12 protein-coding genes are annotated in these 12,971 nt (G+C 48.5%); 10 read left to right on the top strand and 2 right to left on the bottom strand.

Annotation, left to right across the window (positions count from 1 at the left end; genetic code table 11):
• The first annotated feature begins 22 nt into the window (after positions 1-22).
• Entirely contained in the window at positions 23-157 is a 135-nt protein-coding gene (locus ACRC6Q_RS13145) for a hypothetical protein (protein WP_431466758.1), read from the top strand.
• Between the two features lie 228 nt (positions 158-385).
• Here the strand turns inward: ACRC6Q_RS13145 and ACRC6Q_RS13140 are convergent, their stop codons facing one another.
• Entirely contained in the window at positions 386-1,414 is a 1,029-nt protein-coding gene (locus ACRC6Q_RS13140) for an NADP-dependent oxidoreductase (protein ID WP_431466757.1), read from the bottom strand.
• 183 nt (positions 1,415-1,597) lie between these two features.
• On the opposite strand from ACRC6Q_RS13140, the gene ACRC6Q_RS13135 reads away from it, so the two are divergent.
• From ACRC6Q_RS13135 to ACRC6Q_RS13125, 3 genes are all read left to right on the top strand, one after another.
• A complete protein-coding gene (locus tag ACRC6Q_RS13135; RefSeq protein ID WP_223635022.1) occupies positions 1,598-2,722 on the top strand; it encodes an NADH-dependent flavin oxidoreductase in 1,125 nt (374 codons plus the stop codon).
• Between the two features lie 251 nt (positions 2,723-2,973).
• Complete coding sequence (locus tag ACRC6Q_RS13130; RefSeq protein WP_431466756.1) at positions 2,974-3,930, top strand: sugar kinase; 957 nt, start codon at positions 2,974-2,976, stop codon at positions 3,928-3,930.
• 21 nt (positions 3,931-3,951) lie between these two features.
• On the top strand, positions 3,952-4,572 hold the full coding sequence (locus tag ACRC6Q_RS13125) for a bifunctional 2-keto-4-hydroxyglutarate aldolase/2-keto-3-deoxy-6-phosphogluconate aldolase (protein ID WP_431466802.1): 621 nt from the start codon (positions 3,952-3,954) through the stop codon (positions 4,570-4,572).
• Positions 4,573-4,622: 50 nt separating this feature from the next.
• Here ACRC6Q_RS13125 and ACRC6Q_RS13120 read toward each other — a convergent pair whose 3' ends face one another.
• Entirely contained in the window at positions 4,623-5,951 is a 1,329-nt protein-coding gene (locus ACRC6Q_RS13120; RefSeq protein ID WP_431466755.1) for a TrkH family potassium uptake protein, read from the bottom strand.
• A 231-nt stretch (positions 5,952-6,182) separates the two neighbouring features.
• Here ACRC6Q_RS13120 and ACRC6Q_RS13115 point away from each other — a divergent pair, with 231 nt between their 5' ends.
• The 6 genes from ACRC6Q_RS13115 to murQ all read left to right on the top strand — a co-directional run bounded on the left by ACRC6Q_RS13115 (position 6,183) and on the right by murQ (position 12,951).
• A complete protein-coding gene (locus ACRC6Q_RS13115) occupies positions 6,183-7,172 on the top strand; it encodes a TAXI family TRAP transporter solute-binding subunit (protein WP_431466754.1) in 990 nt (329 codons plus the stop codon).
• A gap of 28 nt (positions 7,173-7,200) precedes the next feature.
• Positions 7,201-7,626 (top strand): DUF1850 domain-containing protein, encoded by a 426-nt coding sequence (locus tag ACRC6Q_RS13110; RefSeq protein WP_223636004.1) that lies wholly within the window; start codon positions 7,201-7,203, stop codon positions 7,624-7,626.
• On the top strand, positions 7,623-9,650 hold the full coding sequence (locus ACRC6Q_RS13105; protein ID WP_298825007.1) for a TRAP transporter permease: 2,028 nt from the start codon (positions 7,623-7,625) through the stop codon (positions 9,648-9,650). The genes ACRC6Q_RS13110 and ACRC6Q_RS13105 overlap by 4 nt, the downstream gene beginning before the upstream one ends.
• 86 nt (positions 9,651-9,736) lie before the next feature.
• On the top strand, positions 9,737-10,870 hold the full coding sequence (locus ACRC6Q_RS13100) for a M20 family metallopeptidase (protein ID WP_298825010.1): 1,134 nt from the start codon (positions 9,737-9,739) through the stop codon (positions 10,868-10,870).
• Between the two features lie 217 nt (positions 10,871-11,087).
• Positions 11,088-11,936 (top strand): MurR/RpiR family transcriptional regulator, encoded by an 849-nt coding sequence (locus ACRC6Q_RS13095; protein ID WP_223635040.1) that lies wholly within the window; start codon positions 11,088-11,090, stop codon positions 11,934-11,936.
• 130 nt (positions 11,937-12,066) lie between these two features.
• Positions 12,067-12,951: an N-acetylmuramic acid 6-phosphate etherase gene (murQ, locus tag ACRC6Q_RS13090; RefSeq protein ID WP_223635043.1), complete on the top strand. Its 885-nt coding sequence runs from the start codon at positions 12,067-12,069 to the stop codon at positions 12,949-12,951.
• Positions 12,952-12,971 lie beyond the last annotated feature (20 nt).

Raw genomic sequence — 12,971 nt, 5'->3', positions numbered from 1 at the left:
GCAGAAGAGGCGGAGATGGCAGATGGCAATCAAAACGAAAACAAAAGAGAAGAAAGACCGCTGGTGGATTTTTGATGTAATCGACTTTTTTGTCGGCATCTTCGAGATTTTATTTTATCTTCCGCGTATGGTTTTCCGTTTTCTTAAGGAATTGTAAAGGAAAGAAAGTATTTCGGGGGACTTGGAAAGTATTCGATGGCATTCAGAAAGTATTTGCATGGAAACGGAAAGTATTCCAGCCCAAACAGAAAGTATATCCAAATAAATGGAAACAGCCGCATGCTCGTTGCGGCTGTTTTTTGCATTGGACAGTATTTCAACGAGTTTGGACAGTATCGCCGATTAAATAGAAAAAAGCCGCCCAGACAGGCGGCTTTTCACAGGTTTATAGCTTCGCGAACTCAGGGTCAGCGACTTTCACCAATTGCTTGCCGAGGTTAGTGCCTTTGAAGAGTCCGAAGAATGCTTCCGGCGTGTTTTCAAAGCCTTCGACAATCGTTTCGTCGTATTTCAATTTGCCTTCCTGGAACCATTGGGTAAGGGCTGCGGCGCCTGTCGGCAGGTCTTTCGCGTAATCGCCGAGCGTGAAACCTTTCATCATCGAGCTGGTTTTGATGAATTTCCATTGCATGCGCGGGCCGACATCTTCGCCTGGTGAGTTGTAGGAAGAAATCGAGCCGCATAACGAAACGCGGGCATTGCGGTTCAGCTGGTTGATGACTGCATCAGAAACGTCTCCACCGACGTTGTCGAAATAAACATCGACGCCATCGGGCAACGCTGCAATCAGATCTTCCTCGAAGCTGTCTTTCTTGTAGTTGACCGCTGCGTCAAAGCCGAGTTCATTGATCAGGTAATCAACTTTTTCATCAGAGCCTGCAATGCCGACTGCACGCGCTCCTTTGATTTTGGCGATTTGGCCGACAATCGAACCGACAGCGCCCGCTGCGCCTGAAACAACAACCGTTTCGCCTGCCTGCGGTTTGCCGATGTCCAGCAATCCGAAATAAGCAGTAAGCCCGGTCAAGCCGAGGACGCTAAGCCGTGTAGTGATCGGAGCAACAGTTGGATCCACTTGTTGCAGTTTTTTTGGGTCCGCTACATTGTACTCCGCCCAGCTGAGGTTGCCGTTGACGATATCGCCTTTTTTCAATAAATCCGAATTGGACTCGACCACTTCGGCAAGAACGCCGCCGACCAGTACTTTATTCAATTCGAATGGGGGGATATACGATTCTACATCTCTCATCCGTCCACGCATATATGGATCGACCGACAAGTAAAGTGTCTTCAATAAGACTTCGTTATCGCCAGGTGTCGGAATTTCTTTCTCAACAAATTTAAAATCATCGTTGCTTGGCATGCCTTCAGGGCGATTGACCAAATGGATTTCTCTATGTGTTTGGTTTGTCATGGAAAATTCCTCCTACTATATACGAATTCGATGAAAAGCGTACCACTCGAAATGAGGGTGGTCAAAAATAATGCACCGGAAAACGGCGGCGAGCGTGTATTCTTGATTCCTTAAAATACCTATGCTATTTTGAAATACCGAAGCCTTTCGGAAGAGAACCTATTTCAGAAAAGAGGAAGTTCCATGAATCCACATTATAAAGATCTATTTAACGAAATTACATTGCCGAACGGCGTCGTCTTGAACGATCGCTTGGGTGTTGCACCGATGACGACGTATTCAGGAAATGAAGACGGCACCGTTTCGGACGAAGAATTGACGTACTACAACCGCCGGGCAGGTCTTGGCGACTTGTTCATCTCGGCATGCATTGCAGTGTCTGAAAACGGCATCGCTTTCCCGAACCAGTTTATCGGTTTTGACGACAATGCTATTCCGCGCCTGACGCAAATGGCAAAAGAAATGAAATCAAAAGGCAGCAAAGCCATCCTGCAGATTCAGCATGGCGGCCGCCAAGGACAGGCTGCGTTGATCAAAGCCAATGAAACCGTTGCACCAAGCGCTGTACCGAATGCAGCAGGTAAGCCGGCACCGCGTGAATTGACCGGGAAGGAAATCGAAGCGATCATCGAAGACTTCGGTGAAACGACAAGAAGAGCGATTGAGGCAGGATTTGACGGCGTGGAAATCCACGGTGCCAATACCTACTTGCTTCAGCAATTCGTTTCTTCGGCTACGAACCTGCGCCAGGACCAGTGGGGAGGAAGCCTTGAAAACCGCTTGAAGTTTCCACTGGCTGTCCAGAAAAAAGTTCAGGACACCGTCGCAAAATATGCAGATGAGCAGTTTATCGTCGGCTACCGCCTGTCACCGGAAGAAAACAACGAAACAGGAGCCGGTTATACAATAGAAGAAACCAAAGTATTGGTGGAAGAATTGATCCAGCGTGGCATCCACTACATCCATGTATCATTGATGGAAGTAAAGAAAACGCCAAAAGGCGCGGAACAAGGCGACAGCATTGTCCGCATCTTAGCGGATCATATCAATGGCCGTGTTGCTTTTGTGGCAGTCGGCAGCGTGAAAACACCGGAAGATGCATTGATGGCATTGGAAGAAGGCGCGGACATCGTCGTAATCGGACGCCAGGCGCTGATTGATCCGGAATGGACTGAAAAAGTGAAGCAAGGCAAGGAACAGGAAATCCATCCTGTCATCACACAAAAAATGGTCGGCAACTTAGACATCCCGCAAAATATGTGGCACCTGATCACCTCATACGGCATGGTCAAAGTAGCAGACAATTAATATTTTACCCGCTGAGCGTTCAACCAAAGTTGAACGCTTTTTTTAATGGGAACCCTGCGCTAAGCGGTCGAAGAAGGAGTGAAATGGTGATGCTTAAGTTTCATTTATCCGACTACTTCTTTCTAGAAGGTTGATTTTGTAAGCCCTGTCATCTATAATTTACTAAACCGGTTTAGTAAATAGTTTGAAGCAATTTCATCTTAGAGGATCTACCTATAGATTTTGATCATAAAAAAGAAGGAGTGACCATTTTGACTAAAAGTTATAGTGTTTTTACATTGGGAGATGCGTTGATCACGTTTAATCCGTCGGAAACGGGTCCATTGCGTTACGTCCCTGCTTTTACACGGAAAGTCGGCGGGGCAGAATTGAATTTTGCGATCGGTTGTGCACGTTTGGGTCTGCATTCCAAATGGGCAAGCCGTCTTGGCGGTGACGAATTCGGCCGTGTCATTTATAATTTTGCGCGTGGCGAAGGCGTCGACATGGCGGATGTCGAGTTTGTGGAGGGCTATCCGACTTCATTGAACTTCAAGGAGATCCGGGAAGATGGCTCAGGCAAGACGTTCTATTATCGGTACCAGTCGCCGATCCTGACGATGGAGCCGGCTGACATCACTGCGGAAATGTTTGAAGGCATCGACATCATTCATTTAACGGGCGTGTTTCTGGCCATTGATCCAAAAAATCTGGCTATCACCAAGCGAGTGCTGGAAATTGCAAAACAGCTGGAAATCCGGATTTCATTTGATCCCAATATCCGCCTCAAGCTATGGACCATCGAACAGGCGAGAGCCGCTTATATGGAAATCCTGCCATCAGTGGATATCCTGTTGACTGGTTTGGATGAAATTGAATTGATCATCGGTGATGCTTCAATCGAAGCGCTGGAAAAATGCGCGGCGGATTTCTCGATCGGCCAATTGGTCATCAAAGATGGGGCCAACGGAGCACGCGTCTTTACAGGCAGTGAATGGCACCACAAGGAAGCGTTCAAGGTCAATCCGATCGACACTGTAGGAGCCGGCGACGGTTTTGATGCCGGCTATATCTATTCGGTATTGCATGGCTATTCTCCGGAAGCGTCATTGGAATTCGCCAATGGCGTCGGTGCATTGGTGACGACCGTGTCCGGAGACAACGAAGGGCTCCCTTACCTGAAGGAAGTGCAGGCATTGATCAGCAAGGAAACGATCATCGAACGTTAATCCAAAGGAGGAAATCAATTGATGTTAAAGCACGCTATTCTATCCCGATTGTCTGAGACGAAAGTGGTCGCGGTCATCCGCGGCAACAGTGCAGAAGAAGCGGTTGAACTATCGAAAGCGGCAGTACAGGGCGGTATTCGTGCAATTGAACTGACGTATACGACGCCGCACGTCCAGCGGATATTCGAAGCGCTTGCAGGCGAAGATGTCCTGCTCGGCGCAGGTTCAGTACTGGACCCGGAAACAGCGCGCCATGCCATTTTGGCGGGAGCGAAATTCATTGTCAGCCCACATTTCAACGAAGAAATTGCGCCCGTCTGCAACCGCTATGGCATCCCGTATTTGCCCGGCTGCATGACAATCCGGGAAATGGTCAAAGCATTGGAATCAGGCAGCGACATCCTTAAATTGTTCCCGGCGAATAATTTCGAACCTTCCTTTATCAAATCGGTCAACGGTCCGCTGCCGCATGTTCGCATCATGCCGACTGGCGGCATCAACTTGAACAATATCCAGGACTGGTTGGCCGCCGGTGCAGTGGCTGTCGGAATCGGCAGCGACTTGAACAAGGCCTATGCAGCAGGCGGTTTCGATGCAGCGGTCGAGCTCAGCCAACAGTACATGCAGAAAAGCAAAGAGTAAAGAAATGAAAAAATGCAGTTCCGGATTTTCGGAAGCTGCATTTTTTAGATTTAACCCGTAAACACTGCATCATACGGGTAACGGTAATTTTCCTTGCGCGGCTTCATTAAGATAAAGAACAAAGTCAGTGGCCCAATGCGGCCGGTGAACATCACCAGGCTCAGCAGAATTTCGCCAAGATCGCTCAAGTCGGCAGTAATGCCCATGGACAAGCCGACGGTCCCGAACGCTGACACCACTTCGAATGCCAGTGGCAGAAACGGGATTTTTTCGGTTACGGTCAATAGGAACAGAAAGAAGACAACCAGCAGAACGCTGATGGTTGTGATGGCAAGGGAGCGAATCACTGTTTCGATCCGAATGGAACGCCCGAAAATTTCAGGTTCGCGCCGTGACCGCAAAAAAGAAATCGTTGCAAGGATGACGACGATAAAAGTCGTCAACTTGATGCCGGATGCGGTCGAAGCGCTGCCGCCTCCGATGAACATCAACAGCATCGTGAACAGCAATGTCGGATCTTCGAACTCCCCGTAGTTCAGCGTATTGAATCCCGCAGTCCGCGGCGTTACAGCACTGAAATAGGAAGCCAGCAATTTATCGTGCAGAGACAGATTGCCGAGAGTTCCGGGATTGCCGTATTCCAAAGCGAAAATCACGAGCATGGCTACAACATTCAAAATCAATGTGCCGCTGATCATCAGCTTGGTGTGCAAAGCCCACCGGTGAAACGATTTTTTCTGTGTGATATCCATGACGACGGTGAACCCGATACCTCCGATGATGAACAAGGAGGAAATCAGCACATTAACCAACGGATCTCCGGCAAAGCTCATCAGGTTATCGGGAAACAAAGAAAACCCTGCGTTGTTGAAAGCAGAAATGACGTGAAAGACACTGTAGTTGAGTGCATCCTTAAAGCCGAACTCCGGGATCCAGTAGATGGTCAATAGAACAGCTGCCACCGCTTCCACTGTTAAAGCGAATGTCAAAATCAATTTGACGAGTCTGACGATGCCGCCGATCGTATTTTGGGTCAGCGATTCCTGCAGGTAAATCCGGTTTTGAAGGCCGACCTTCTTGCGGAACAAGATGAGGATCGCGACAGCGAACGTCATCAACCCGATGCCCCCGCATTGAATCAGCACCAGCAGGACCACTTCACCAAATCCGGTGAGGACAGTGCCGGGATCAAAGACGCTGAGCCCCGTCACTGTGGTTGCGGAAGTGGCGGTGAACAAGGCGTCGGTCCAGGAAATCGGACGTGCGGTTGCGAACGGCAGCTTCAACAATAAGGTGCCGACCAAAATCAAAAATAGAAAACTACCGGAAATAACCAACGGCGGCGAAATGGTTATCCGCTTTTTTTTCCAAGAGCGCATCAGGGCACTTCCTTATCCATTGAACTGAAATTATGAGCCTACTCTATTCCTGTTTCGGCAGCCTGTCAACAAAATTATGCACGGTGAGAAGGACAGTTTTTCAGCAGGTTACGGAAAAGTCATTTCTCTATAACGAAGCACAAATGCTTATTTAATCAGAAAAAAAAGAATATTTCCTATTAATCACTTCTTAATTTCGGTATAATGAGAAAAAACCTAGGGGGTAGAGAGATGAAAAATATAAAGGTAAGCGCTTTCTCTTTGATTGTTGCCGGAAGCATTGTTCTAGCAGCGTGTGGAGATGACAATGTCACTACGGACCCAGAAGAAGGCGGGGGCGAGGAAGCCGCTGGACTAGAGACGAATATTGTCACCATCGCTACGGGTGGAGCGTCCGGTCCTTATAACATCATCGGCTCGACACTGGCTGAAACGTACAGTTCGCAATATGGCGTCAATTCAAGAACACAGACGACCGGTGCTTCGGTTGAGAACGTCAACTTGATCAAGGAAGACAAGATTGAAATGGCATTCACCATGAGCGATGTGGTCAGCCAGGCGGTTGAAGGAACGGAAGGCTTTACAGAGCCGACAGACAAAATCAGCCAAATCGCTGCCTTGTATCCAAACTACGTCCAAATCGTCACCACTGCGGATTCAGGCATTGAAACGTTTGAAGACCTGCGCGGCAAGCGGATCGCGGTAGGCGACCAGAATTCCGGAGTGGAAGTGAATGCGCGTACGCTGTTGGAAGGCTACGGCATCACATACGATGACATCGATGTGGATTACCTGGGCTACGCAGAAGCGGCTGACGGCCTGCGTGCAGGACAAATCGACGCGGCTTTCCTGACAAGCGGCCTGCCGAACGCATCCTTGCTGGAGCTGTCTGAAACACTGGACATCCGCATGGTTTCCATTGCGCCAGAAGACGTTGAGCGTGTGGCGGAGGATCAGTCCTACTTTATCGCGCTTGAAATTCCAGCAGGAACTTATGGCAATGAAGAAGCCATTCCAACTGCAGCAATCATGAACGCTTTAGTGGTCCACTCGGATATGAGTGAAGACGACGTCTACGAATTGACTAAAACCTTCTTTGAAAATCTGGATACGCTGGAGAATTCCCACCAGGCAGCTGCCGACATCACTTTAGAAGCTGCACAGGAAGGCTTGGTAGCGCCGCTGCATCCAGGGGCACAGCGTTACTACGATGAGCAATAAAGTTTTGGCGGGAGGAGCATGTTTGATTGTGCTCCTTTTTTTCCTGTTTTGGCGGATTCCTGTCGTACAGTTCGACTTTGGAGAAGAACGTTATTATTTAAAGGAAACGGACTTTACGCTGCAGTGGATCCATTCAGTCGAAAAGGAAGAATGGCTGGAATTTTATGAACGGGACGGAGATAGTCTGCTGCTGGCGGAAACGAAGTTCAAAACTTACGGCGCGGGTGTTCCTTCTGATGGCGAAATCATATCTTCAGAAGATGGATATGTCCATATGAAGATCGGCCGCCTTTTCAATGAAATGAATTTGACGGTTTCCCGAAATGCACAAACGACGATCATCACAGCCGATCAGGAAATTCCGTTGTATGACTATACGGAAGACTATGAGCTTGTTGCAATTACGATTGAATTTATTCATCTTTGGAATTATGCAAGGGGGAACAAGCTATGACAAAAGACAACCGGGATTTGGACGTCGAAAGCGTTTCAGCCCATGAAGAAGACAAAAACATCAGCCAGGAAGTGCTGGAGAAATACGATACGGATGCCAAAGTCCGCAAACTGAAAAACCGCAAACTGGTCTTGTTGATTGCGGCGATTGCCATCGCCTACACGCTTTACCATCTATACGTGACCTTCAATCCGCTTCCTGCCCTCCAAGCGCGTTCCATCCACGTCGCCGTCGGTATGGGGCTGATTTTCCTGGTCTATCCGACATTCAAAAAGCAGGATCGCACGAAGATTCCATTCTATGATTGGATTTTGTTTATCTTCAGTCTGGGCACCGCCGGCTACTTGATGTATGAATACAACGACATCATGACGACGCGCGGCGGGATTCCGAATACATTGGATATCGTTTTTGCCATCCTGACCGTTGTGCTGGTTCTTGAGGCAGCACGGCGCGTAACCGGCATCATCCTGCCGATTCTCGCATTGGTGTTTTTGGCTTATCCGTTCATCAGCCATTTTGTCTGGATGCCGAATATGCTGATGACGCGGCCGTTCGACCTTGGCGATATTTTCGGCCAGCTGTACTTGAAGACGGAAGGTCTCTATTCGACGGCCATCTCCGCTTCCTTGCAATTCATTTTCCTGTTCATCCTATTCGGTGCATTCCTCGCCAAATCGGGAATGGGCCAATTGTTCAATGACCTTGCCATGGCCTTAGCGGGCAGCAAGCAAGGGGGACCAGCCAAAGTAGCGGTCATTTCCAGTGGATTCATGGGCAGCATCAACGGTTCGGCGATAGCCAATGTGGTCGGTACCGGTGCTTTCACCATTCCATTGATGAAAAAAATCGGCTACAATAAAAACTTTTCCGGCGCCGTAGAAGCGAGTGCCTCCGTGGGTGGGCAGATTTTGCCGCCGATCATGGGGGCGAGTGCCTTCATCATGGCGGAAACGACAGGGATAGCCTATGGTACAATTGCCCTTGCGGCTTTACTGCCGGCAGTGTTGTATTTCCTCGGGGTCATCATGCAGGTCCATTTCCGTGCCGGCAAAGAAAACCTGAAAGGCATTCCGAAAGCGGATCTGCCGAGAACCAAAGAAGTGCTGAAGGAAAAAGGGCATTTGCTGCTGCCGATTGTCGGTTTGATTTTCATGCTTTATACAGGCATGCCAATCGCTTACGCAGCATTCTATACCATCGTCCTGACAGTCATCATTGCGGGGCTCAGAAAATCGACGCGCATGGGTTTCAAGGATATTCTCGAAGCGATGGAAAACGGGGCACGCCAATCGCTGTCCGTCATGATCGCCTGTGCGGTCGTCGGCATCATCATCGGTGTGGTCAGCCTGACGAGCTTCGGTACCGTCATGACTTCAGCAATTACAAGCTTTGGTGCAGGATCGCTTTTCTGGACGCTGTTCCTGACGATGCTTGCTTCGATTGTTCTGGGGATGGGCTTGCCGTCCATTCCGGCTTATATCATCACAGCGACCATGACAGCGCCGGCACTTGCTGAATTCGGCATTCCGGTTCTGGTGGCACATTTGTTTGTCTTCTATTTTGGTATTTTCGCCAATATCACACCACCGGTCGCCCTTGCCGCATTTGCCGGTGCGGGGATATCCGGAGGCGATCCGATGAGGACCGGCTTGAACGCATTGCGCCTGTCGATCGCCGGTTTCATCATCCCGTATCTGTTTGTCTATAATCCAGCGATGCTGATGATCGACACGACAGATATCGCGGTCAATGCCACCGAATTTGCCTTGCCGCCGATATGGGAAATCCTGCTGATCACCATCACCGCCATCATTGGCATTATCGGGTTGAGTGCAGCAGCGGAAGGGTATTTCCAGACAAAGCTCAATGTCCTGTTCCGCGTCGTTCTCGGAGCAGGAGCGCTGATGCTGATCGTTCCGGAAACCTTGACGGATATCATCGGCCTGACGATTGTATTGGGAATTTTCGTCATCAATTTCCTGAAGAGCAAAAAAGAAAATACGGCAGCTGCTGCTTCGTAAACAATAGGTATATCGGCCGGACCGCAGATTTTCTGCCGTCCGGCTTTTTTTGATAGAATAAAGGGAAAATGGGAGGATCGGCGAACATGAAAGAATTCATTGAGGCAAACCACCAGCCGATGCTGGAATTGATAGAAAGCCTGGTCAACATCGACAGCGGCTCCTACCTGAAAAGCGGAATCGACCGCGTGGGTGAGGTTCTTGCAGAGGAATACAAGATGATCGGGTTTGATACAGAAGTACATGAGCAGGAGCGTTTCGGCAATAATCTGGTCATTCATCATCCAGAAGCAAAAACACCTAAAATTGTCATGATCGCTCATCTGGATACCGTATTTCCAGAAGGAACCGCAGAAAAACGGCCGTTCCATGTGGCAGACGATTTGGCGCACGGACCGGGTGTCATCGATATGAAAGCAAGCCACGCCACTGCTTTATTCGCCATCAAAGCTTTGATGAACAGCGGCAGTGAAGCTTATAAAAATGTGGTGTTGGTGCTGAATACGGATGAGGAAATCGGTTCTGTTGCATCCCGCAGCTTAATTGAAAGAATTGCCGCAGATAAGAAGTACGCATTGATATTGGAACCGGCACAAAACGGCCAGCTCGTCAGTGAACGCAAAGGAGGCGGGAAATACTTCCTGAACGTATTCGGCAAGTCGGCACATGCAGGCATCGAACCGGAAAACGGGGCAAGTGCCATTGAAGAACTGGCGCGGAAAATTCTCAAACTGCATGCGTTGAGCGAACCGGAAAAAGGCATCACAATCAATGTCGGCCTGATCAAGGGTGGAACATCAGTCAATACCATCGCACCTTTTGCCGAAGCGGGAATCGATTTGCGGATCCAAACACCCGAAGACGGTGAACGGCTGGACAGAGCCATCAAAGAAATCTGCAGCTACACTGAAACACCGGGAACGACAGTGGAATTGACCGGCCACATCACACGGCCAGCCTGGGTGTTGACGGAGGAATCGCGCCGCTTAATCGACATCATTGCCGAAGAAGGAGCTAAACTGGGTATGTCACTGAAGCATGAGAAGAGCGGCGGCGGATCAGACGCCAACCTGACGGCTCATATCGGCATTCCATCAATTGATGGTTTGGGTCCAGTCGGAGGCAATGCCCATCAGGAAACCGAATATTTGGTAGTGTCCTCACTGACTGAACGGACCTTGCTGCTGGCGAATGTGATTGAGCGGTTGAGTGGGGGATAAGGGGCCGCAGAGGAAAAATCGCTGAAGACGGAAGCTTTCCGGCAAACACAAAAGTTATCACGCTGCCTCCCCCTTCATTGAGATAATGGACTCAACATCTATCCGACTTTCATGTATGCTTGATAAGTCGAGTGAACTAAGATGTTTTACGCACCGCCTTTAAAATGGGGCCGTGTAATTGATAGATGACAGAAACAGAAGTACAGGGGGTTCAAAGATGACTTCTTTGATGCAAAAAATAAAAGACGTACTGCCGCAACTATCAGAGGCAGAAGGGCGGATCGGCGACTATGTTCTTGAAAATCCGGAAGCTGTCCCCCATATGACGACGAAAGAACTGGCGCAAAAATCAGGTGTTAGCGAAGCGACCATCATCCGTTTCTGCAAATCGATCGGCATCGGCAGCTTTAAATCCTTCAAACTGGCACTCATGAAAGATTTGACTTTAACAGATACCAGCCTCACCGATTTTTCGGTGCTGAACAAAAAGGATTCGCCATATGATCTTTTTCATAAAGTCATCCATGTCAATAAATCAGCGATTGAATCGTGCGCGGATTCCATGGACCGGAAAGAACTGGCCAAAGCAGTGGAAGCGATTCAGTATGCTAACAAAATTGTCTTTTTCGGTGTTGGGGGCTCATCTACGGCCGCAGTTGATGCTCAGTATAAATTCACCAAACTGGGCTATCACTCGATCACTTCCCTTGATTTTCATTATATGCTGTCGATTATTCCTCATTTGACGGAAAACGATGTTTTCGTGGCGATCAGCACTTCCGGAAAAACCAAGGATGTTTTAGAGCTCACCCGTTTTGCACAAAGAAAAGGGGCGACCGCCATCGCCATCACGACACTCAGTAAATCACCATTGTACAAAGAGGCTGACATCCGGCTATGCACACCAAATGTTGAACAGGACTTCCGTATTGGCAGCATTCCCTCGCGGATGACGCAATTGACGGTCATCGATACCTTGTATATGAGCATTTTCCATCATGTCGGCGAGAAGGTTTTGCAGCAATACTATGATGCCCGAAGTGAAATGGAAAATTTAAGAAGATGAAGAGCCGTAGACCCGGTTCTCTTTTTTTTGCTGTTATGAAATTTAAATTCACTATTTAGATAATTTATATTGACATTAAATTTCTTGGAGATAAAATGAAAACAAGAAATAAAAGTAAAAGGGTGATCTGATGCTGGAAAATCTATCCACAGAAAAACGCAATAACAACACCATGAAGATGGATGAAATGTCAGTGCTGGAAATATTGCAGACCATGAACCAGGAAGATCGTCTTGTTCCAAAGGCCATTGAAATGGAATTCGCCAACATTGAAGAGTCGGTACAAAAAGCCATACGTTCTTTTAAAGCAGGAGGCAGATTGATTTATATCGGTGCCGGAACCAGTGGTCGTTTGGGAATTTTGGATGCAGTCGAATGCGTTCCGACATTCGGTGTTTCACCTGAACAGGTTGTCGGAATCATAGCTGGAGGAACAGAAGCGATCAAAATAGCGATAGAAGGCGTAGAAGACAATCCTGAGCTGGGAATGGACGATTTGAAAGCGGTTTCTTTAACAGCTGATGATACGGTTGTCGGAATCGCGGCTAGCGGCCGCACACCTTACGTGATTGGTGCACTTCAATATGCCAAACAGATTGGGGCAGAAACGGTTGCAATGTCATGCAATAAAGGAGCGGAAATCAGCGGCTATGCCGATACGGCGATTGAAATCGAAACAGGAGCTGAAGTATTGACCGGTTCAACCCGTCTAAAGGCTGGAACTGCACAGAAGCTGGTTTTGAATATGATTTCGACAGCTGCAATGATCGGGATAGGCAAGGTTTACGGCAACCTGATGGTGGATGTACAAGCCACCAATGAAAAGTTGATTGAGCGCTCCAAACGGATTATTATGGATGCCGCCCAAGTCGATTATGCCACAGCACAGCGTTATTACGAAAAAGCGGACGGCCATGTAAAAACAGCGATTGTCATGAGTCTGCTGGATTGCACGAAAGAACAAGCTATCGAAAAACTGGAGGCAGCTGGCGGTTTTGTTCGAAAAGCTATATAACATTTAGGGGAGCGGAGGGG

This window comes from Planococcus sp. SE5232 (assembly GCF_050686535.1).
GTDB lineage: Bacteria > Bacillota > Bacilli > Bacillales_A > Planococcaceae > Planococcus.
Note: the sequence above shows the minus strand (reverse complement) of the source record. Positions and strands in the feature narration are given on the sequence as shown.

What these genes read in the sequence shown, in the direction of transcription:
- ACRC6Q_RS13140 (WP_431466757.1), bottom strand. Translation starts at nt 1,414, where the DNA reads ATGACAAACCAAACACATAGAGAAATCCATTTGGTCAATCGCCCTGAA.
- ACRC6Q_RS13125 (WP_431466802.1), top strand. Translation starts at nt 3,952, where the DNA reads ATGTTAAAGCACGCTATTCTATCCCGATTGTCTGAGACGAAAGTGGTC.
- ACRC6Q_RS13115 (WP_431466754.1), top strand. Translation starts at nt 6,183, where the DNA reads ATGAAAAATATAAAGGTAAGCGCTTTCTCTTTGATTGTTGCCGGAAGC.
- ACRC6Q_RS13105 (WP_298825007.1), top strand. Translation starts at nt 7,623, where the DNA reads ATGACAAAAGACAACCGGGATTTGGACGTCGAAAGCGTTTCAGCCCAT.
- murQ (WP_223635043.1), top strand. Translation starts at nt 12,067, where the DNA reads ATGCTGGAAAATCTATCCACAGAAAAACGCAATAACAACACCATGAAG.
- ACRC6Q_RS13100 (WP_298825010.1), top strand. Translation starts at nt 9,737, where the DNA reads ATGAAAGAATTCATTGAGGCAAACCACCAGCCGATGCTGGAATTGATA.
- ACRC6Q_RS13135 (WP_223635022.1), top strand. Translation starts at nt 1,598, where the DNA reads ATGAATCCACATTATAAAGATCTATTTAACGAAATTACATTGCCGAAC.
- ACRC6Q_RS13095 (WP_223635040.1), top strand. Translation starts at nt 11,088, where the DNA reads ATGACTTCTTTGATGCAAAAAATAAAAGACGTACTGCCGCAACTATCA.
- ACRC6Q_RS13145 (WP_431466758.1), top strand. Translation starts at nt 23, where the DNA reads ATGGCAATCAAAACGAAAACAAAAGAGAAGAAAGACCGCTGGTGGATT.
- ACRC6Q_RS13120 (WP_431466755.1), bottom strand. Translation starts at nt 5,951, where the DNA reads ATGCGCTCTTGGAAAAAAAAGCGGATAACCATTTCGCCGCCGTTGGTT.